Below are 19,258 nucleotides of genomic sequence, written 5' to 3'. Positions count from 1 at the left end.
ATGGTTGAAATGCTAAAACAAAATATCCGCAAGATTCGTTACTTCACAACGTTTGTTTCTGTTGTTCTAACGGTCATTGCGCTGGTCGCCCTTGGTATGAAGGGACTAAACTTAGGTCTTGATTTCACTGGTGGTATGGTTACCGAAGTGAAAGTCGATAAACAACTAACGAACCACGATTTATTGAATGCACTGCAACCTAAGTTGGGTGACTCGACATCAGTAACTCGTTCTGGTGAGGATGGTCGTTGGGTGATTCGCTATTCAGCACCAACAGAGGGTCAAACTTTACCAAGTGTGGCAGAGACGCTTAAGCCGATCTCACATGAAGTGAAAGTTGTAAGTAACAGTATCGTAGGGGCTCAAGTAGGTCAGGATTTGTTCGATCAAGGTGGTTTAGCGCTACTGGTTTCAGTACTGACAATTCTTGGTTACTTGTGTTTCCGCTTTGAGTGGCGTTTAGCAAGTGGTTCATTGTTCGCTCTTGCGCACGACGTTATTCTCGTTCTGGGTTTCTTTGCTATTACCCAAATGGAATTCAATTTAACGGTGTTCGCAGCGATTCTCGCTATTCTCGGTTACTCGTTGAATGACTCGATTATCATTGCAGACCGAATTCGTGAGTTACTGGTTGCTAAGCAAAGTTGGAAAACGGAACAAATTAACGATGAAGCGGTACTGGCGACGTTCTCCCGTACTATGGTGACGTCTGGTACAACGCTTATCACTGTTGGAGCACTATGGATAATGGGGGGCTCAGCTCTTGCTGGTTTCTCAACAGCAATGTTTATCGGCGTACTATCGGGTACGTGGTCATCTATCTCGATTGGTACGGTGCTTCCGGAATGGTTGAAGCTAGAACCAAAACACTACCTACCAGTAGAGATCGACACTGCACCATAATGTTTGGTGTGTAAACCAATCAGAATAGATATTTGGTCATCATTGCTGGTTAAAATCGCTGATAGCTACGTTATAGATTTTGTAGGTAGGTTAACTAGTTAGCTGCAATCTATGCCTTGCTCTAAGCGATTTTTCTTGCGCGATGATGTGACCATCTACTTACCCTGATTGGTATAGGTAAAAGTGCTTGCGCCACTCAACTTGAGTGGCGCTTTTTTATCTAGAGAAACGAGAAATAAAATAAAAGAAGGTGTTACTTAACGCGCATTAGGCGATGCTTCACTGAACCAAGATCGAACTCTATGATTTGGGAACGCTTCATCGATTCAACTTTGGTGAGCATGGCATCTTGATAACCTTTCTTCTTCATCCACTGTAATGGTTCCGAAAAGCTGTCCTCATTCACCACATAAGACTCGCCTTTGTGCTCTCCCGTATAGACGTTTACTACCCACACGCGAGCCTGAAAATCGAGCGCCTCACGAATGGTCTGTTTGAACTTATCTAAGATGTGTGTCATTGCTTGCTGAATTAGCTCAATAACAACCAAACACCGACACCCATCATCAAAGTGCCTGCAATTCGGTTCATCAAGCGCACGTTTTTTGATTGGCCTAGTAAACGTTTAAGTCCTTTGCCACCAGTAGCGTAAAGAGACATACAGATGAACTCAAATAGCAAAATAATAGAGACGAGAACAACAAGTTGAGGCGTGAGTGCTGCACTTTGATCGATAAACGGAGGGAGAAGTGAAATCATGAACGCCCACCCCTTTGGATTTGCGATGGCTGTAATAAACCCTTGAAGTACCAAATCCCAGTTACCACTAGTCGGGACATCAATACTATCAACATTGATTGCGAGCTTACCTCGTGAACGCCACATTTCAATTCCCAGATAGAGCAGGTAGCTAGCGCCAATCAGTTTGAGCGCAGTAAACAGCCATGGGTAGTTGAGCATGATTGCGGCAATACCAAGTACTGCAGAGACAGAAACCAGCGCCACCCCAACTAATTCTCCTGCCATCATCCACAGGGTTCTTCGGTAGCCGATGCTCATGCCTAACGTGAGCGCGAGTGTCATACACATGCCAGGCGTGATAGAAACAAAGAAAAAGGTGGGGATAAACATGGTCAGCAAAGCGGTATTCATATTAGTGATTATTGTATTATTAGCTAGTCAGGCAACAAAGATAGTGCAAAGTGCTCTTCGATGCCATAGATAAAAGTCGTTACCTTCTTGGACATCCATCTACCTTTCAACTATTTAATAAAAATAAAATAGTAATTAAATGATTGCGACATATTAGTGCTTGCATGCACCAAATGGTGACATTTATAAAAAATCGGTTTTTAAATAAGCCTATATTAAGGAAAATGTTTCAGGATTTTTATTTATTTTACGTTGATTTAATTGTCATTAAAGGTTTGATGCTAATTTAAGTTTTAATGCAAGATGACATCTAAATAAATGATGTATTTAATATTTGTAAGGTCATCTATTGGAACTATTACTCCAATGATTTAATTGAGAATTATTAGTTTAGAAACCAAAGATGATCTTTCACTCTTTGCAAATGCAATAAACATAAAAATTCGTATAAGTGACTGAAATAATGTTGGTTTTAATCATTGTTGATTAAGTTGTCTATAATTTAAGTCTTTTTGAATCAATTGCTTAAGTGCACTCAACCTTTCTATAACATTTCATTGCTAGTGAGATCTAAATCAATCTTATGCAAATTAATGAGTTTTTTATTTGAAATGTAATATTTCTAGGTTAACTTAAAATAAAAGGCAGCAGAGGATTTGTTGCCACAAGAATAAATTTATATGTCAGTTGGCGAAATATTTCGCCAGTGTCTTAATTCGCTTTTTAATGCCGTTAAGAATGGAGTCTTCAATGAAGAAAGTCGCTTTGATCACTGGATCAAAAGGCGGAATTGGTTCTGCTATTTCCTCTCAATTAGTTAATGATGGTTACCGAGTAATTGCTACTTACTTTACTGGTAACTATGAGTGTGCGTTGGAATGGTTTAATGAAAAAGGGTTCAATAAAGATCAGGTACGTCTTTTTGAACTAGATGTAACTAACACCGCTCAATGTGCTGAAAAACTAGCACTTTTACTTGAGGAAGAAGGAACCGTTGATGTCGTCGTCAATAATGCAGGAATCACACGCGATGGCGTGTTTAAAAAGATGACTGCACAAGCTTGGAACGACGTCATTAATACCAACCTAAATAGCTTGTTCAACGTGACACAGCCGCTTTTTGCAACCATGTGCGAAAAAGGTGGTGGTCGTATTATTAACATCTCTTCTGTTAATGGTCTGAAAGGCCAGTTTGGTCAAGCAAACTATTCAGCGGCTAAGGCTGGCATGATTGGTTTTTCTAAAGCATTAGCATATGAGGGGGCTCGCTCCGGCGTAACGGTAAACGTTATTGCTCCGGGTTACACAGGGACACCAATGGTTGAACAAATGAAACCGGAAGTGCTGGAGTCTATCACCAACCAGATCCCAATGAAGCGTTTAGCAACGCCTGAAGAAATTGCATCATCCGTAAGCTTCTTAGTGAGTGATGCAGGCGCTTACATCACCGGTGAAACACTTTCGGTGAACGGCGGCCTATACATGAGCTAAGGAGAAGATGATGGAAAAAGTATTTGTTATTGCAGCGAAACGTACACCGATTGGCGCGTTTGGCGGAAGCTTAAAAAACACGTCAGCGGGCAATCTAGCGGCGGTTGCAATTAAAGGTGCGCTTGAGGCGGCATCACTAACGGGCGATAAAGTTGATGAAGTGATCGTTGGTAACGTTATCGCAGCAGGGCAAGGTATGGGCGTTGGTCGTCAAGCCGCGATGTTTGCCGGTATTCCCGAGTCTGTGCCAGCTTATGGCGTGAACATGGTTTGCGGCAGTGGTATGAAAACTGCCATGGATGGCGTTTCTCATATTCGCAGTGGCGATGCACAAGTGGTTGTGGCTGCAGGTGTCGAGGTAATGTCACAAATCCCATTCATCGTGCCTAGCGTTGTACGTGATGGCAATAAGATGGGCAACATGGAGTTGAAAGATCTCCTCATTGCTGACGGTTTGACGGACGTTTACAACCAATACCACATGGGTGTTACCGCCGAAAATGTTGCGAAAGAGGTTGGTTTGACGCGCCAACAGCAAGACGAATATGCGCTAGCGAGCCAACAAAAGGCTGTCGCTGCGATTGAAGCGGGTAAGTTCAAAGACGAAATTGTGCCGGTCGAAGTTAAACAACGTCGTGAAACCGTCGTGTTTGATACGGATGAATACCCTAAAGCAAACGCAACACTGGAAGGCTTGAGTAAACTGCGCCCAGCTTTTGACCGTGAAGGTACGGTAACAGCAGGCAACGCTTCCGGCATTAATGACGGTGCTAGTGCCATTATCCTTGCTTCTGAGAGTGCAGTTCAGGAACTCGGCTTAACGCCAATCGCTGAAATCGTAAGTTATGCGCAGTCTGGTCTGGATCCAAAAATTATGGGTCTTGGTCCGGTTGAATCGGTAAACAAAGCGTTGAACAAAGCCGACCTGAAAACCAGCGATATTGACGTTTATGAGTTGAATGAAGCCTTTGCTGCACAAGCTTTGGGTGTGATTCATAAATTGGCAGAAACCAACCAAGTTCCCGTGAGCTCAATTCAAGACAAAGCCAACTTTAATGGTGGTGCAATCGCATTGGGCCACCCTCTAGGTGCATCAGGTAACCGCATTTTGGTTACGTTAGTACACGAACTTCACAAACAAGACGGTCAGTACGGTGTTGCTTCACTTTGTGTAGGCGGCGGTATGGGCACGGCTGTGGTTGTAAAAGCAGTTAAGTAGTTATTTAAACGGATATTTTAATTCTTTCTCTAGGAGATAAACCATGTACACTGATTTCTTCAAAACTTTTAGCGATCAAACTGAAAAGAACCTTGAACCATACTTGAAGTTCAACAAGCTAGTGACCAAGAATGTAGAAGTGCTTACAGAGCTTCAACTGAATGCAATCCGCACATATAGCGAAGTTGGCCTAAACCAAATGAAAGCAGCGTCAGAAATCAAAGACGTCACTTCTTTAACGGCGTTTAACAGCCAGCAACTAAGCGTGCTTACAAAGCTTTCTCAACAAATGATGGATGACAGCAACAAGTTGCAATCTATCGCAAAAGAATTCAAAGAAGACGTTGAACAAATGACTTCGGAAAATCTAAAGACTGTTACTCCTGCGTAATACGTCCACTTTTCGCCGCCCGAGTTCTTGGGCGGCGTTATTCTTTCCGAATATAGGAGTAAGACTATGTTTCAGCACTTCTTTTCGGACTATCTTGTTAAGCTTCAAGAAACCAATCATCAGTGGTGGCATGATTTCGAAGTCAACAAGGCAGTCGTGAATTCTCCTTTGAATAAGGCCATGCAAGAAGTGAACTTCGAAGATACGGCTAAACTGTTCGAACAAGCCGCCAATCAACCAGCTGCGATTTTAAAACTCCAAGCTGAGTGGTGGGAGCAACAACTGCAAATATGGCAGAACGTGGCGTTAGCTGGTAATCAGGCACAAATCATCGAAGCAGAGAAGGGCGATAAGCGTTTCTCTAACGAAGCTTGGCAAAACGAAGCGATGTACAGCTTCATCAAACAATCCTACCTATTGTTTAGTAAGACTTATCTCGACACTCTGGATTCTATAGAAGGGTTGGATGAGAAGACGAAAGAACGTATTACCTTCTTCTCTCGCCAAGCCATCAATGCACTCTCTCCTTCAAACTTTATCGCGACTAACCCAGAGCTGCTTAAACTGACGTTAGAGCAAAATGGTGAGAACCTTCTAACGGGTTTGGAAAAGCTGAAAGAGGACGTAGAGTCAAGCGCAGACATTCTGAAAGTACGAATGACAAACAACAATGCTTTCCGTGTTGGTGATGATGTGGCGACAACCGCAGGCGATGTTGTGTTTCAAAATGAGTTGTTTGAGCTCATTCAATACCGTCCTTTGACAGAAAAAATCAATGCAACGCCACTGCTTATCGTCCCGCCGTTTATCAACAAATACTACATCCTTGATCTAACCGCGAAGAACTCAATGGTTCGTTGGTTGTTAGAGCAAGGTCATAGCGTGTTTATGATGTCGTGGCGCAACCCAGGTAAAGAGCAAGCTCAAGTTGAGTTTGGTGACTACGTGACGGAAGGCGTCGCCAAAGCAGTTACGGCCATCGAAGACGTAACGGGCCAAGAGCAGATAAATGCGGCTGGTTACTGTATTGGTGGTACGGTCTTGGCCAGTACCGTGGCGTACTATGCTGCGAAACGTATGAAGAAACGCATTAAATCTGCAAGCTTCTTTACCACTCTACTGGACTTCTCTCAGCCGGGCGAAGTAGGGGCGTACATCAACGATACCATCATCAGTGCAATTGAGACGCAAAACAACGCGAAAGGTTACATGGATGGCCGCTCACTCAGTGTTACCTTCAGCCTATTACGCGAGAACAGTCTGTACTGGAACTACTATGTGGACAATTACCTCAAAGGCAACAGCCCTGTAGACTTCGATCTTCTGTACTGGAACAGCGACAGCACCAATGTGAGCGCTGCTTCCCACAACTTCTTATTGCGTGAACTCTATCTAGAGAACAAGCTTGTTCAAGACAAGGGCGTGAAGATCGGTGGCGTCTGGATCGATCTGAATAAGATTAAGATCCCGAGCTACTTTGTATCGACCAAAGAAGACCATATCGCATTGTGGCAAGGAACCTATCGTGGTGCACTCAATACTGGCGGCAATAAGACCTTTGTGTTGGGTGAGTCTGGTCATATCGCGGGGATCGTTAACCATCCTGCTAAAAATAAGTATGGCTACTGGTTAAACGACAACCTTGATGATTCTGCTGATGAATGGTTTAACAATGCTAACCATCAGGAGGGTTCTTGGTGGACACACTGGCATCAATGGTTAATGCAGTTCAACCCAGAAGAGCAGGTCGAACCTTTCCCAGTTGGCTCTGAGAAAAATCCGGCTATTGATGAAGCTCCAGGTCAATACGTTCGACAAGTTCTGCCTATTAAAGAGTCCTAAACTGCTCCTCACAGCAGTATTATTTGGCGGCCTATAGGGTCGCCTTTTTTGTTTCTGGCGTACCTTAAGGGAACTTGGGAGGCTTAGTGAAGCTATAAAGCGTGAGTCGTGGTAATCAGAGTTTGAGTCGGTTGTGGGTAGAAAAAACTTCTTCGAGCTTTGCCAGTGCTATTGAATTGTCAGAACTACAAAGAAAAAACGCCAAGTAAATGCTTGGCGTTTTCCGTCAACAAAATAGGCAAAAATGTTGACTGACTAGAGGTAAATTACACCTCTTTATCCTTACCTAGTGAAAGTAGCCATAGAGAGACTGCTGCTACCCCCACAAAGCCGGAAAGAATAATCACGGGCATTGCGCTATATCCAAGGAAATGCCAGATAAAGGATTCTAGATTGCTCATTGTCTGTGTTTCTCCTTATTGCCAGCCTTCAACACCGTGCATGTCAGGCAGTTTGTGTGCGATACCTTTGTGGCAATCTACACACGTTTTTTCGCCTGAAGCAAGCGCAGTTGAGTGTTGTTCTGCTGCACGTTTACCCTGTTGTGAGTAGTCCATGAAATCGAACTCATGACAGTTACGACACTCAAGAGAGTCGTTCTTCTTCATTCGTGCCCATTCACGTTCTGCTAAGTGCTCGCGACGTGCTTGGAATTTCTCTGGTGTATCGATGGTCTTCGTCACGTAGTGAGCAAACAACTCTTTTGACGCTTGAACTTTACGGACGATCTTATCTGTCCATTCATGTGGTACGTGACAGTCTGAACAGATAGCACGAACGCCAGAGCGGTTAGAATAGTGGATTGTCTCTTGGATTTCAGCAACGATTGGTGCGTGACAGCCAGAACAGAATTCCTCTGTGTTGGTTGCTTCCATACCTGTGTTGAATGCCCCCCAAAAGAGAAGACCACCGGCAAAGCCAAGAAATAAAACAACACCAGCGGCAGCTTTACTTGGGCGTGATAGCCTCTTCCAAAACGCTTTAAGTATTTTCATAAGTAACCTCTTAGTACTCGCGTTTCAATTACTGAAGCGAATCGACTGCCTTAAACTCGTTTTCCACTAGCGGAGTAGCACTGGTTTGTGGAACGTGACATTGCAAACAGAAGTAGCGACGTGGAGACATGTCTGCCAATACCGCGTCTTCTCGGTTAACGTAGTGCGTTACACTGATTTTGGTAGCGCCTGCGTCTTTAGCGTTTTTCCAGCTGTGACATGCTAGACATTTGTTTGCGTTCAAAGACACCTCGTAGTTACGAATGCTATGTGGGATCAGCGGTGGCTGATAAACAAAGCTGTCTTCAACGATTTGATCTTTTGGAAAATCTTTAAAGTCATCCGCAGGACGTGTGTCTTCAAGCTGTGCAGTGCCGCGTAGCGAGTCTAGACCGCCTGTGCCGCCAGGGTTGTCCAATTCAGCTTGCGCAACGCCTGTCAACAAAGCACCTACAGATAAAAGTGCGACAAGTAATTTTTTCATCATTTCATCTCCGCCTTTAAGGCTAAAATTCTTTTCTAGGCCGCCGCGCTGGCGGCCTGTGCATTCGTTATTTGACGGTTAAGCAATCTTAGTGATTTTGACTGGACACTTTTTAAAGTCTGTCTGTTTAGACAATGGGTCCGTCGCATCAAGGATCAGCTTGTTGATCAAAATACGAGCATCAAAGAACGGTACGAATACCAAGCCTTTTGGCGGACGGTTACGGCCGCGAGTTTCTACACGAACGCGTACTTCACCACGTTTGTTTGCCATCAGAACTTCTTCCCCGCGGCGAACGTTGCGAGCTTTAGCGTCGTCAGGGTGCATGTAACACACCGCATCTGGAACCGCTTTGTATAGCTCTGGAACACGGCGCGTCATTGTACCTGTATGCCAATGTTCAAGAACTCGGCCTGTACATAGCCACATATCGAACTCTTCGTTAGGCACTTCTGGTGGCGCTTCGTATGGTGCAGAGATGATCTTCGCTTTGCCATCTGCATTGCCGTAGAAGTCCCAACCTGAACCTGCTTTCGCGTACGGGTCAGAGCCTTCTTTAAAGCGCCATTGTGTTTCTTTGCCATCAACAACCGGCCAGCGTAGACCGCGTACTGTGTGGTAAACATCATATGGTGCTAAGTCGTGACCGTGACCACGACCAAACGTCGCGTACTCTTCGAACAGACCTTTCTGTACGTAGTAACCGAAGTGGTGCGCGTCATCGTTCATCTCACGCGCTTCTTCGATAGGGAACTTGTCCACTTGACCATTCTTGAACAGCATGTCGTACATGGTTTTGCCACGGTATTCCGGTGCTTTAGCAAGTAACTCTTCTGGCCACACTTCTTCCATCTTGAAGCGTTTCGAGAATTCCATTACTTGCCATAGGTCAGACTTCGCATCACCAATTGTACCAACTTGTTGGTACCATGCTTGAGTACGACGCTCAGCATTACCGTATGCGCCTTCTTTCTCAATCCACATCGCGGTAGGAAGGATAAGGTCTCCAGCTTGCGCGGTTGCGGTTGGGTATGGGTCAGATACGACGATGAAGTTTTCTGGGTTACGGTAACCAGGAAGACGCTCAGCGTTGATGTTCGGACCAGCTTGCATGTTGTTGTTACATTGAACCCAGTAACAGTTTAGAACGCCGTCATGCAACATACGGTCTTGCAGTACTGCGTGGAACCCCGGTTTCGGTGGGATAGTGCCTTCCGGTAGCTTCCAGATATTTTCTGCAATCTTACGGTGTTTAGGGTTAGCAACGACCATATCTGCTGGTAAGCGGTGAGCAAATGTACCAACTTCACGAGCCGTACCACACGCTGATGGTTGGCCTGTTAGTGAGAATGGGCTGTTACCCGGAGTCGCAATCTTGCCGGTTAGTAGGTGGATGTTGTAAACCAAGTTGTTCATCCATACGCCACGAGTATGTTGGTTCATACCCATCGTCCATAGAGACATCACTTTTGTGTTTGGATCCGCGTATTGCTTCGCAAGCTCAATCAGTTTTTCTTTTTCAACGCCAGAGATCTCTGACGCTTTCTCAACCGTATATGGTGCTACAGACTTTTTGTATTCTTCGAATGAGATAGAAGTTAGCTTGCCAGAGTTCGGATTCTTCGCTGCCTTTTGTAGTGGGTCGTCGTCACGTAGACCGTAACCAATATCAGTGTCAGCTTGGGTGAAGTTAGTATGCTTGTTTACAAAATCCCAGTTCACTGCATCATTTTCGATGATGTAGTTTGCGATGAAGTTAGCAATCGCTAGGTCAGACTGAGGATTGAAAATGTAGCCGTGATCTGCCAACTCAAATGAACGGTGGTAGTAAGTAGAAAGCACGTTCACTTTAACGTGAGGGTGGCTTAGGCGACGGTCAGTAATACGAGTCCAAAGTACAGGGTGCATTTCTGCCATGTTTGAACCCCAAAGAACGAATGCGTCTGCGTTCTCGAAGTCATCGTAACAACCCATTGGCTCATCGATACCAAATGCACGCATGAAGCCAACTACAGCAGATGCCATACAGTGACGCGCGTTAGGGTCGATATTGTTAGAGCGGAAACCTGCTTTCATCATTTTTGCAGCAGCGTAACCTTCCATTACTGTCCATTGACCAGAACCGAACATACCCACGCTGGTTGGGCCTTTTTTCTCTAGAGATGCTTTCCATTTCTCTGCCATGATGTCGAAAGCAGCGTCCCAAGAGATCGGTGCGAAATCACCGTTCTTATCATATTTACCATCTGTCATACGCAGCATTGGCGTAGTCAGACGATCTTGGCCATACATGATTTTTGAAAGGAAGTAACCTTTGATACAGTTCAGGCCTTTGTTTACCGGCGCTTCAGGGTCACCCTGTGTTGCTACTACTTTACCGTTTTGAGTACCAACAAGAACAGAACAGCCTGTACCACAGAAACGACAAGGCGCTTTGTCCCATGTGATTTTGGTTTGATCAGAGCTTGCAATCAGGTTTGTTGCAGAAGCTGGTAGTGTAATACCTGCGACAGCAGCAGCTGATGCAGCCGCGTTTGCTTTCACAAACGCACGTCTTGTCATTTTCATACTTCACCCTCAATTTGGGAATGTTGTGTTCCAGTGTCTTTTTCGTCCGTTTCTTCTAGCCCAGTTTCGATTTGGTGATAAACCAAAACCGTGCTCAAGACATTCGGTAAATTATTAATCGCATCGATAGTGTCTGTGATGAAACCTTGGTTCTCTGTTTCAAGCACAACGATGATTTTGCCTTCAGGACTGTCGCCGTAGATTTCCGCATTTTCATATGTTTCGATCTGGGTTTTCGTCTCTGCTAAATGTTCAGGCAGAACATGCACTACCAGACTTGAAATATGCACTTCGTTTAGTGACATACGTCTCTCTCGTTTTATTGCCTTTCACCGACCACTGACGGTTCAGGCTGTTATATTGCTCACATTGATGGATGAAGTAGGGCACACTGAAACGCATGCGCCGCAGCCGTTACACTCATCAAGGTCTAAATTTGGTTGTGCCACCTTGCCCAGTTCCAATTTGAACCGGATTGCCATTGGGTCACACATGTCCCCGCAGCTTCGGCACTCGACATTTTGCTTAGCTAAACAACTATCGGTGATGCTCGCTTTTGCCTGCCATGGCTGTTCTGTTTCTGATAAGAACAAGGGTTCAGGACAAACATTGGCGCATTGATAACAAAAAGTGCATTCATCGATAGAAAAGTCGACCGCAGGAAATCCACCGTCGCTTTTGATTATAATTTTGGTTTCACATGCCTCGACGCATTTACCGCAACGAGTGCAGTCGTCTGTAAACTGCGTTGGCTTCGCTATCCAAGGAAGACGTAAGGAATTATCCTGTTGCGTTTTTCTAGCAAAAAGTCTTCTTCGAGAAAGGTCTACCACTTAGTCACCTCAAAATTTGAAACCCAAACTAAGCATAGTCCACAATTTCATTAATAAACTGTCATTTAAGTACACGAAATTGTAGTTTTTGACATATATCTATAAATACCTCTTAGGGGGTAATTCGAATGCAATATTGTTTTGGATCAATAAATTCCGACGCAGGTGATCACATATTGATAAAGTTGAAAGATAATACGTGTTGTATAAAGGCAAACATGGTTATCAAATGAGCGGAGTTCAGAGTTGTTTAAAAATGTGAAAAAGTCAGTAACACGTACAATTGCATCTGCCATGATGTTGATTTTACTTCTTTCTGTGGCGACTACTGGCTTTGCTATTTTCACTTTAGCATCAAGCTTGAACGATGCAGAGGCAGTAAACGTTGCTGGTTCAATGCGAATGCAGAGTTATCGGTTAGCTCATGATATTCAAAGTGAATCTGTTGATTATTCTTCACACATTGATTTATTTGAAGCTTCAATCTATTCACATTCTATGAGAGCGCTTCAGCATTGGACGGTGCCCGAAGACATCACAAAAGACTATTACCGGCTGATTCTGCGTTGGCATGAACTTAAATCGGTATTAAAGAGCCAAGATCGGACTCAATACTTGGTTTTAGTCGCTGGTTTTGTTCAACAAATTGATGCCTTTGTTTTTAAGCTACAAAACTATTCTGAGCAAAAACTCATCAACCTAGCATGGATTGGTGGGTTGGGGCTTGGCGGGATTCTGTGCGCAAGCATGTTTGTTGTGCATTTTATTCGGTTAGAAGTGGTAAGGCCGTTACGCGCTTTGGTAGCGGCAAGTGAGCAGATTAAAAACCGCTCATTTGATGTGTCTCTCAATGTATCAAGTGACAATGAGATGGGCATTTTAACCCGAACATTCAATCGGATGGCGATGGATCTAGGCAATTTGTATCGTGGTCTTGAAAAAGCGGTTGATGAGAAAACTCGCAAGTTACAACACGCAAATCAGTCGCTCCAAGTACTCTACGATTCGTCAAAAGAGCTGACGGCGTCACGTATTCATCAAGAAAATTTTCAGGCGATTTTACAACATATTGCAAGTTTGGAAGGAATTCGTGCAGTTAAGCTTGAAATTGACCAAATTGGTGAGCCAAATTGGATACTGACTGAAGGGGAAAAGTGCCGACACGGTTGTGATACCGATTGTCACAGTGAGACATTAACGTTAGATGGTGAGCATCTTGGTTATTTACATTGGAAAGCCGGATTACCTTGCCCAAATGAAACATTGATTGGCAACTTTGTCCAAATCTTATCTCGTGCGGTATATTACAATCGTGCGCAGCGACAAGCCGAGCAGTTGTTGTTGATGGAAGAGCGAGCAACCATTGCCCGAGAGTTGCATGACTCTTTAGCACAGGCTTTGTCTTATTTAAAAATACAAGTCTCGTTGCTTAAACGCAGTGTGAAGAATATTCCCGATGAGAAAGCGATAGCCCAAACCAATCAGGTGATTGCTGAGCTTGATACCGGATTGTCAGCCGCGTACACCCAATTACGTGAACTTTTGACCACCTTCCGTCTTACGATCAAAGAAGGCAGTTTTGGGCAAGCGCTTCAAGAAATGGTCGCGACGTTAGACGAACAAACAACAGCGGAAATCTCTTTGAATAATAAGCTTTCATCAACGGAATTAGACGCGCATCAACAGGTGCATCTACTACAGTTGATCAGAGAAGCGACAATAAATGCGATAAAACACGCTCAAGCTAAGAATATTAAGATCCAATGTCTTGATTCTGGTGGGAAAGTCACAGTGACCGTAGCCGATGATGGTATAGGCTTTGATCAACAGAACGAGAAATTAAATCATTATGGTATGAGTATCATGCAAGAACGTGCTGCAAGATTGCACGCCGACCTCAGTATAGAGGCAGAAAAAAATGATGGTTGTATCGTGAGACTAGAATTCCAACATAGTAAGGAAGTAAACATTGACAGTGTGTAAAGTAATGCTGGTGGACGATCACCCACTCATGAGACGTGGTATTCATCAGTTGCTAAGTTTTGAGTCAGACTTTGAAGTTATCGCAGAGGCCAGTAGTGGTGCGGATGCGGTCGCAAAAGCTCACGAACTCGAGCTGGATTTGGTGCTTCTGGATCTGAATATGAAAGGCATGTCTGGGTTGGACACGCTTAAAGCACTTCGTGCCGATGGTTGTGAAGCTCGCATTGTAATCCTGACGGTTTCTGATAGCCCTGCGGATATTGAAGCGATTGTGCGTAGCGGAGCAGACGGATACTTACTAAAAGATACCGAGCCAGATGAATTAGTTGAGCTACTAAAACAAGCACATGAAGGTGACAAGGCCTACAGCCAAGCGGTTGCGAAATACTTGAACGAGCGTTCAGGACAAGAGGATGTGTTTGACTCGCTGACCGATCGCGAGACGCAGATCCTGCAAGAGGTAGCACGTGGCTTCCGTAATAAACAGATCGCAGATCGCCTGTTTATCTCTGAGTCGACGGTAAAAGTACACATGAAGAGTCTACTCAAAAAGCTGAAAGTACCTTCACGTACTGCAGCAACCGTGCTTTACCTAGAGCGCTTTGGTGAAATTAAGTAACTTACTCTGAGTGCTTTAGATGCAAAAACCGCCCAAATTTAGGCGGTTTTTTATTTGTCTGGGCGAATAGAGTACAAATCGCTATTGTATTTACCGCACTCTAAATAGTAATGATGTGCCGCTTTCTTATCTTCCGCGACCACTCTCATACTGTGTATTTTCCCCTGTTCAAAGTAACGAATTTCGTACTCTACAATCGTATCAAGTTGCTCAGCAGCAGCCATGCTACGCCTCCATAAACTATCCTGTTGTTATTGATGCAATTTATATGCCATTTAAGGAACGCCGTCTCGTTCATATTTTGGTCGATAATTGCGCACTAACTCACTTTTTTGCGGATAGTTGTGATAAAAAAGTTAATTTCAAACTCTATATACTACGAGGGTGGCAAAAAGACTTTGCCATACTGACGAAAGTTTGCCGCAATACTAAGTGATTTAGGGTGAGTATAGAACTTAATCAATAAAAAAGGGAATATGGATCGGTGATGAAATTTAAAAGTTTATCCAATAAAGCGGTTCGATATGGATTTGTATTGATATCTATTGTGTTGTTAGCCGGATGTGCAAAAAAGTTTTTATACAGCAATATAGACTGGGTTGTGATTGAATATTTAGACGATTACGTTTCTCTTGATGGAGAGCAAGAGTCGTTGCTTGAAGAGCGTATTTTATTACTGGCCGATTGGCATAAAGAGGAAGAATTACCTTTATATATCGATCACTTAAAACAATTAGAGTCACTGAATAAAGACAACGTGACGCTAGAGTCATTGCAAGCGAACCGAGATCAAATGCGAGACCACTACCAACGTCTTGTCTCGAAAGCCGCGCCGGACCTCTTCTCGCTGAGTATGCAGTTAGACACTAAGCAAGAATCGGAGTTTGTCGACAGTGTAAAAGAGCGTTACAAAGAAAGAGATGAAAAATACGCAGAGAAAACGGAACAAGAGCTGCGAGAAATTGTCTTAGAGAATACAGAAGAGTGGATGGAAGAGTGGCTTGGTAAATTATCTAACCAGCAAAAAGTGCGCGCGAAACAACTTTCTAAAGAGGTGATTATAAATAGTCCGTTATGGCGAGATTACCGCTCGTCAATAATTCAGGAGTTAGAGTACCTTTTCGAAAATAAAACCAACACTGTTGTTTACCAGCAGGTATTCATGAAGCTCTTATTCGAGCCGGAAAGTTATTATAGTGATCAATTGAGGGACAATATTGATCGTAATATCGAACTGACGGATCAATTCACTCTAGATATATCCCAATCGATGAGTGATAAACAATGGCGACATTTTCATGGCAAAATTCGTGAATGGCGTGAGCTTGCTGAAGAACTACTGAATTAATACTCGATAAAACAATCTGTTAGTGTGAGTGCTGGTAGGGCATACCAGCACTTTCTGATGAAAAACTGATTCAAAGCAAATTCTTATTGTGGCATGAGCGTAACATGGCTTGTCGAACCATGTTGGATAGGATCCTCGCACACCCATGTATCCCTTGTGCGGGCCTTCACCCAAAACAATGAGAATAATTATGAAGCATTTAGTTGAAAGATTTCTTCGCTACGTCACGTTCGATACTCAATCAAATCCCCACGAGAGCGCCTGCCCAAGTACTGGCGGTCAGTTAGTTTTTGCTCAGCATTTAAAGAAAGAGATGCAGGAACTCGGATTGAGCAACGTAACCTTGAGTGATAACGGTTACCTAATGGCAAAATTACCGTCGAATGTTGATTACGCTGTGCCTGCTATCGGTTTTATTGCTCACATGGATACCGCGCCTGATGCTTCAGGCAAAAACGTAAATCCCCAGTTTATTGAAGATTACCAAGGCGGTGATATCGCTCTTGGTCTAGGTGATGAAGTGCTTTCTCCGGTGCAGTATCCAGATCTGCATGAACTTCATGGCCACAACCTAATTACCACTGACGGCACAACGTTGCTTGGCGCTGACAACAAAGCGGGTATTGCAGAGATTCTATCTGCCGTTGCTATGTTGATCGAAAACCCAGAAATCCCACACGGTGATATTTGTATCGGCTTTACTCCCGATGAAGAGATTGGTCGCGGTGCTGATTTGTTCGATGTAGAAAAGTTTGGCGCGCAATGGGCATACACTATCGACGGTGGCCCTCAAGGAGAATTGGAATACGAAAACTTCAACGCGACCAGTGCAGATGTTATTTTCCATGGCGTAAGTGTTCATCCAGGTACTGCTAAAGGTAAACTGGTTAACGCTATGAACTTGGCTGCGAAATTCCAAGTGCAGATGCCAGAAGATCAAACGCCAGAAACGACAGAAGGCTACGAAGGTTTCTTTCATCTTAAATCTGGTGAACTTGGTGTCGCCCGCAGTGAGCTAGGTTACATCATCCGTGATTTCGATCGTGAAGGACTTGAAAGCCGTAAAGCCTTTATGCAGAAGCTAGTCGATGACATGAACGCGGGGCTGAAGCATGGCTCGGTTGATTTGAAGTTAACTGACAGCTATTACAACATGCGAGAGATGGTAGAGCCTTACCCTCACATTATCGAACTCGCTAAATTAGCGATGGAAGAGTGCGATGTAGAGCCACTTATTAAACCGATACGCGGTGGTACAGATGGTGCGCGCCTATCATTTATGGGCTTACCTTGTCCGAACATCTTTACCGGCGGTTATAACTTCCATGGCATTCATGAATTTATCTCGGTAGAAATGATGGAGAAATCAGTACAAGTCATTGTGAAAATTGCTGAACTTACCGCGAAGAAGCATAGCTAAGTGTCACGCTAGATACAAAAAGCCCAGACAGTGTCTGGGCTTTCTTATTTTTTGGCGTCTTAATCAGAATTAGCGAACATCTTTTTCTTCAATGTCGCTTATTGGTAACCAGTTTACTTCAACGCCTGCTTGGTCAAACATATCTTGGCTCACTTGAATCTTGTCACCCCATCGAGACAAAAAGTCTTCTGATTGTTCTGGACAGCTTACTCGAGCGATCCCGGTTTGGATGATCTTTGCTGCGCAGTTTGGACAAGGGAAGTGGGTTACCCAAATATCACAACCGTCTAAATCGCGTTTAGAGAACAGAATCGCATTCTCTTCTGCGTGTAGTGTTTTGAGGTACTTTAGCTCACGTTCATCTGTATCAACGCTGTCAGACACGCCATGTGGGTAGCCGTTGAAGCCTACCGAAACAATGCGGTTCTGTTTAGTGATTACCGCACCGACCTGTGTAGATGGGTCTTTACTCCAAGACGCCACTAACTCAGCCATTTGGTAAAAACGTTTCTCCCATTTAGAAATCATACTCATCCTCGGTCGAAAGCTTTGAATTAATTGCATGATAACCCATTCTGTTTAAAAAAATAGTCAAATCATGCTTCCTCTCAACGAAGTTTTCACTTTATTAACTCATATAACAATGATTGCGTAAAAAAATGGCAATGATGAAGTGAGTTACCAAGATGATTTTCATGTTAAACCACGAACATGATCGCAACATTTTTAGCGCCATTATTACTATGTTTGCGAGTCGTTTCATCAGCTTACACTTTGAAACACATTCCCTTATTTCTCTTGAAGTTTTCGGACAAAGCTCCCTGTAAGGTTAGGGTATTGTCAATTGAATCCTGTTCTATAAAGACGGTATATACATGCAAAAGAAACCACTCGTCGCATTAATGGCGGCAACAGCTATCCTCGCGGGATGCGGAGAAGCAAACAATGCCCAGAAGGGGAGCCAAGCTCCTCTTGTTGTGACTCAGGATGTCACAATTATCGACTATCAGCCGAGTAAATCTTACATCGGCCGCATTGAAGCAGTAGAAGATACGAATATTACGGCACAAGTCTCCGGCTACCTCGAAGCTCGCCATTTTGACGAAGGTCAAATGGTCGAAAAAGGGGCGCTGTTGTACTCCATAGAGCCTTCTTCTTTCGAAGCTCAAGTGGCGAGTGCTAAAGCGGCACTAGCTCAAGCGAAAGCAGCATTGAAAAAAGCGGAGCTTGATCACCAACGCGGTAAAAACTTGCTTCCTCGTGGCAGTATTTCGCAATCTGAGTTTGATGCATTAACGGCAACGTTACTCGGTGCTCGTGCTGAATTGGAAGCCGCAAATGCACAGCTTAAACTGGCGGAAGTTAACCTTTCTTATACGCAAATCCGAGCGCCATTTAGCGGTCGCATCAGTGACAGTAAAGTAAGTACGGGCGATCTACTTTCTCCATCTTCTGGCATCCTAACGACACTGGTTAGCTTAGACCCAGTACATACTTCATTCAGCGTGAGCGAACGTGAGCGTTTAACGCTTGGAATGGATCGTATCAAAGGTGATGGGAGTGCTGAGTCGAGTGGGGTAGAGGTTCAACTTGAACTTGAAAACGGCGAGTACTTCGAGCATCTCGGTCAGTTGGATTTCTTGGGTAACCGTATCAATACTCAGACGGGTACGATTGCTATGCGTGCTTTGGTGCCAAACCCAGAACAGAAATTACTTCCTGGTCAGCATATTAAAGTGAACTTGCGTGATAAAAACGCGAAAGACGTGATCGTTGTACCACGTCGTGCGGTTCAAACTGACCTCGAAGGTGACTTCGTTATGGTGACGGCAGAAGGTAATGTTGCTGAACGTCGCAATGTGAAGCTTGGTCCACAAGTCGAGCAGGGCATCATCATTAATGAAGGTCTAGAACAGGACGATACGGTCATTACACAAGGTCTGCAACGTGTGCGTAACGGCGTAGAAGTGCGCATTCAAGCACCTGCTGAAGACAAGCAGTAGGAGGCGG

At 44.1% G+C, this 19,258-nt stretch carries 20 protein-coding genes; 10 read left to right on the top strand and 10 right to left on the bottom strand.

Features of this window, described 5'->3' with window-relative positions; translation table 11 throughout:
* On the top strand, positions 1 to 903 hold the full coding sequence (gene secF / locus OQJ86_RS09720; RefSeq protein ID WP_038867383.1) for a protein translocase subunit SecF: 903 nt from the start codon (positions 1 to 3) through the stop codon (positions 901 to 903).
* A 253-nt stretch (positions 904 to 1,156) separates the two neighbouring features.
* On the opposite strand, the gene OQJ86_RS09715 is transcribed toward secF, so the two are convergent.
* Positions 1,157 to 1,423: a hypothetical protein gene (locus OQJ86_RS09715; protein WP_039974909.1), complete on the bottom strand. Its 267-nt coding sequence runs from the start codon at positions 1,421 to 1,423 to the stop codon at positions 1,157 to 1,159.
* Between the two features lie 11 nt (positions 1,424 to 1,434).
* Positions 1,435 to 2,055, bottom strand: a complete 621-nt coding sequence (locus OQJ86_RS09710; RefSeq protein WP_038867386.1) for a LysE family translocator — start codon at positions 2,053 to 2,055, stop codon at positions 1,435 to 1,437.
* 750 nt (positions 2,056 to 2,805) lie between these two features.
* Between OQJ86_RS09710 and OQJ86_RS09705 the strand changes: the two genes are divergently transcribed.
* The 4 genes from OQJ86_RS09705 (at position 2,806) to phaC (ending at position 6,998) form a co-directional block, all read left to right on the top strand.
* Positions 2,806 to 3,546 (top strand): SDR family oxidoreductase, encoded by a 741-nt coding sequence (locus OQJ86_RS09705; RefSeq protein WP_038867388.1) that lies wholly within the window; start codon positions 2,806 to 2,808, stop codon positions 3,544 to 3,546.
* Between the two features lie 10 nt (positions 3,547 to 3,556).
* Positions 3,557 to 4,765, top strand: coding sequence for an acetyl-CoA C-acetyltransferase (locus OQJ86_RS09700; RefSeq protein ID WP_265987593.1), 1,209 nt, complete (start codon positions 3,557 to 3,559; stop codon positions 4,763 to 4,765).
* Positions 4,766 to 4,808: 43 nt separating this feature from the next.
* Positions 4,809 to 5,156 (top strand): phasin family protein, encoded by a 348-nt coding sequence (locus tag OQJ86_RS09695; RefSeq protein WP_038867394.1) that lies wholly within the window; start codon positions 4,809 to 4,811, stop codon positions 5,154 to 5,156.
* Between the two features lie 66 nt (positions 5,157 to 5,222).
* On the top strand, positions 5,223 to 6,998 hold the full coding sequence (gene phaC / locus OQJ86_RS09690; RefSeq protein ID WP_265987592.1) for a class I poly(R)-hydroxyalkanoic acid synthase: 1,776 nt from the start codon (positions 5,223 to 5,225) through the stop codon (positions 6,996 to 6,998).
* A gap of 266 nt (positions 6,999 to 7,264) precedes the next feature.
* Here phaC and OQJ86_RS09685 read toward each other — a convergent pair whose 3' ends face one another.
* From OQJ86_RS09685 to napF, 6 genes are all read right to left on the bottom strand, one after another.
* A complete protein-coding gene (locus tag OQJ86_RS09685; protein WP_009704753.1) occupies positions 7,265 to 7,399 on the bottom strand; it encodes a TIGR02808 family protein in 135 nt (44 codons plus the stop codon).
* Between the two features lie 15 nt (positions 7,400 to 7,414).
* Positions 7,415 to 7,993 (bottom strand): NapC/NirT family cytochrome c, encoded by a 579-nt coding sequence (locus OQJ86_RS09680; RefSeq protein ID WP_038867399.1) that lies wholly within the window; start codon positions 7,991 to 7,993, stop codon positions 7,415 to 7,417.
* Positions 7,994 to 8,021: 28 nt separating this feature from the next.
* A complete protein-coding gene (locus OQJ86_RS09675) occupies positions 8,022 to 8,477 on the bottom strand; it encodes a nitrate reductase cytochrome c-type subunit (protein WP_038867487.1) in 456 nt (151 codons plus the stop codon).
* Positions 8,478 to 8,555: 78 nt separating this feature from the next.
* Positions 8,556 to 11,045: a periplasmic nitrate reductase subunit alpha gene (gene napA / locus OQJ86_RS09670; protein ID WP_104026738.1), complete on the bottom strand. Its 2,490-nt coding sequence runs from the start codon at positions 11,043 to 11,045 to the stop codon at positions 8,556 to 8,558.
* Positions 11,042 to 11,350, bottom strand: coding sequence for a chaperone NapD (locus OQJ86_RS09665; protein ID WP_038877602.1), 309 nt, complete (start codon positions 11,348 to 11,350; stop codon positions 11,042 to 11,044). Before OQJ86_RS09665 ends, napA begins: the two co-directional genes overlap by 4 nt.
* Before the next feature lie 42 nt (positions 11,351 to 11,392).
* The gene (gene napF / locus OQJ86_RS09660) at positions 11,393 to 11,878 is read right to left on the bottom strand and encodes a ferredoxin-type protein NapF (RefSeq protein ID WP_081634951.1); all 486 of its coding nucleotides are present in this window, start codon (positions 11,876 to 11,878) and stop codon (positions 11,393 to 11,395) included.
* 246 nt (positions 11,879 to 12,124) lie between these two features.
* Between napF and narQ the strand changes: the two genes are divergently transcribed.
* Both narQ and OQJ86_RS09650 read left to right on the top strand, forming a co-directional pair.
* Complete coding sequence (gene narQ, locus OQJ86_RS09655) at positions 12,125 to 13,861, top strand: nitrate/nitrite two-component system sensor histidine kinase NarQ (RefSeq protein WP_045404610.1); 1,737 nt, start codon at positions 12,125 to 12,127, stop codon at positions 13,859 to 13,861.
* Positions 13,848 to 14,480, top strand: a complete 633-nt coding sequence (locus OQJ86_RS09650; RefSeq protein ID WP_227740525.1) for a response regulator — start codon at positions 13,848 to 13,850, stop codon at positions 14,478 to 14,480. Before narQ ends, OQJ86_RS09650 begins: the two co-directional genes overlap by 14 nt.
* A 50-nt stretch (positions 14,481 to 14,530) precedes the next feature.
* Here OQJ86_RS09650 and OQJ86_RS09645 read toward each other — a convergent pair whose 3' ends face one another.
* Positions 14,531 to 14,704, bottom strand: a complete 174-nt coding sequence (locus tag OQJ86_RS09645; RefSeq protein ID WP_038867409.1) for a hypothetical protein — start codon at positions 14,702 to 14,704, stop codon at positions 14,531 to 14,533.
* A 263-nt stretch (positions 14,705 to 14,967) separates the two neighbouring features.
* On the opposite strand from OQJ86_RS09645, the gene OQJ86_RS09640 reads away from it, so the two are divergent.
* Positions 14,968 to 15,828, top strand: coding sequence for a DUF6279 family lipoprotein (locus OQJ86_RS09640; RefSeq protein ID WP_265987590.1), 861 nt, complete (start codon positions 14,968 to 14,970; stop codon positions 15,826 to 15,828).
* A 190-nt stretch (positions 15,829 to 16,018) separates the two neighbouring features.
* Positions 16,019 to 17,248, top strand: coding sequence for a peptidase T (gene pepT / locus OQJ86_RS09635; protein ID WP_042603276.1), 1,230 nt, complete (start codon positions 16,019 to 16,021; stop codon positions 17,246 to 17,248).
* Between the two features lie 69 nt (positions 17,249 to 17,317).
* Here the strand turns inward: pepT and OQJ86_RS09630 are convergent, their stop codons facing one another.
* Entirely contained in the window at positions 17,318 to 17,776 is a 459-nt protein-coding gene (locus OQJ86_RS09630; protein WP_038867415.1) for a dCMP deaminase family protein, read from the bottom strand.
* A 347-nt stretch (positions 17,777 to 18,123) separates the two neighbouring features.
* On the opposite strand from OQJ86_RS09630, the gene vmeY reads away from it, so the two are divergent.
* A complete protein-coding gene (gene vmeY, locus OQJ86_RS09625) occupies positions 18,124 to 19,251 on the top strand; it encodes a multidrug efflux RND transporter periplasmic adaptor subunit VmeY (RefSeq protein WP_038867417.1) in 1,128 nt (375 codons plus the stop codon).
* The last annotated feature ends 7 nt before the right edge of the window (positions 19,252 to 19,258 follow it).

The organism is Vibrio sp. Sgm 5 (genome assembly GCF_026241575.1).
Taxonomy (GTDB): domain Bacteria; phylum Pseudomonadota; class Gammaproteobacteria; order Enterobacterales; family Vibrionaceae; genus Vibrio; species Vibrio jasicida.
The sequence above is the reverse complement of the archived record's forward strand: the minus strand, read 5'-3'. Positions and strand labels throughout refer to the sequence as shown.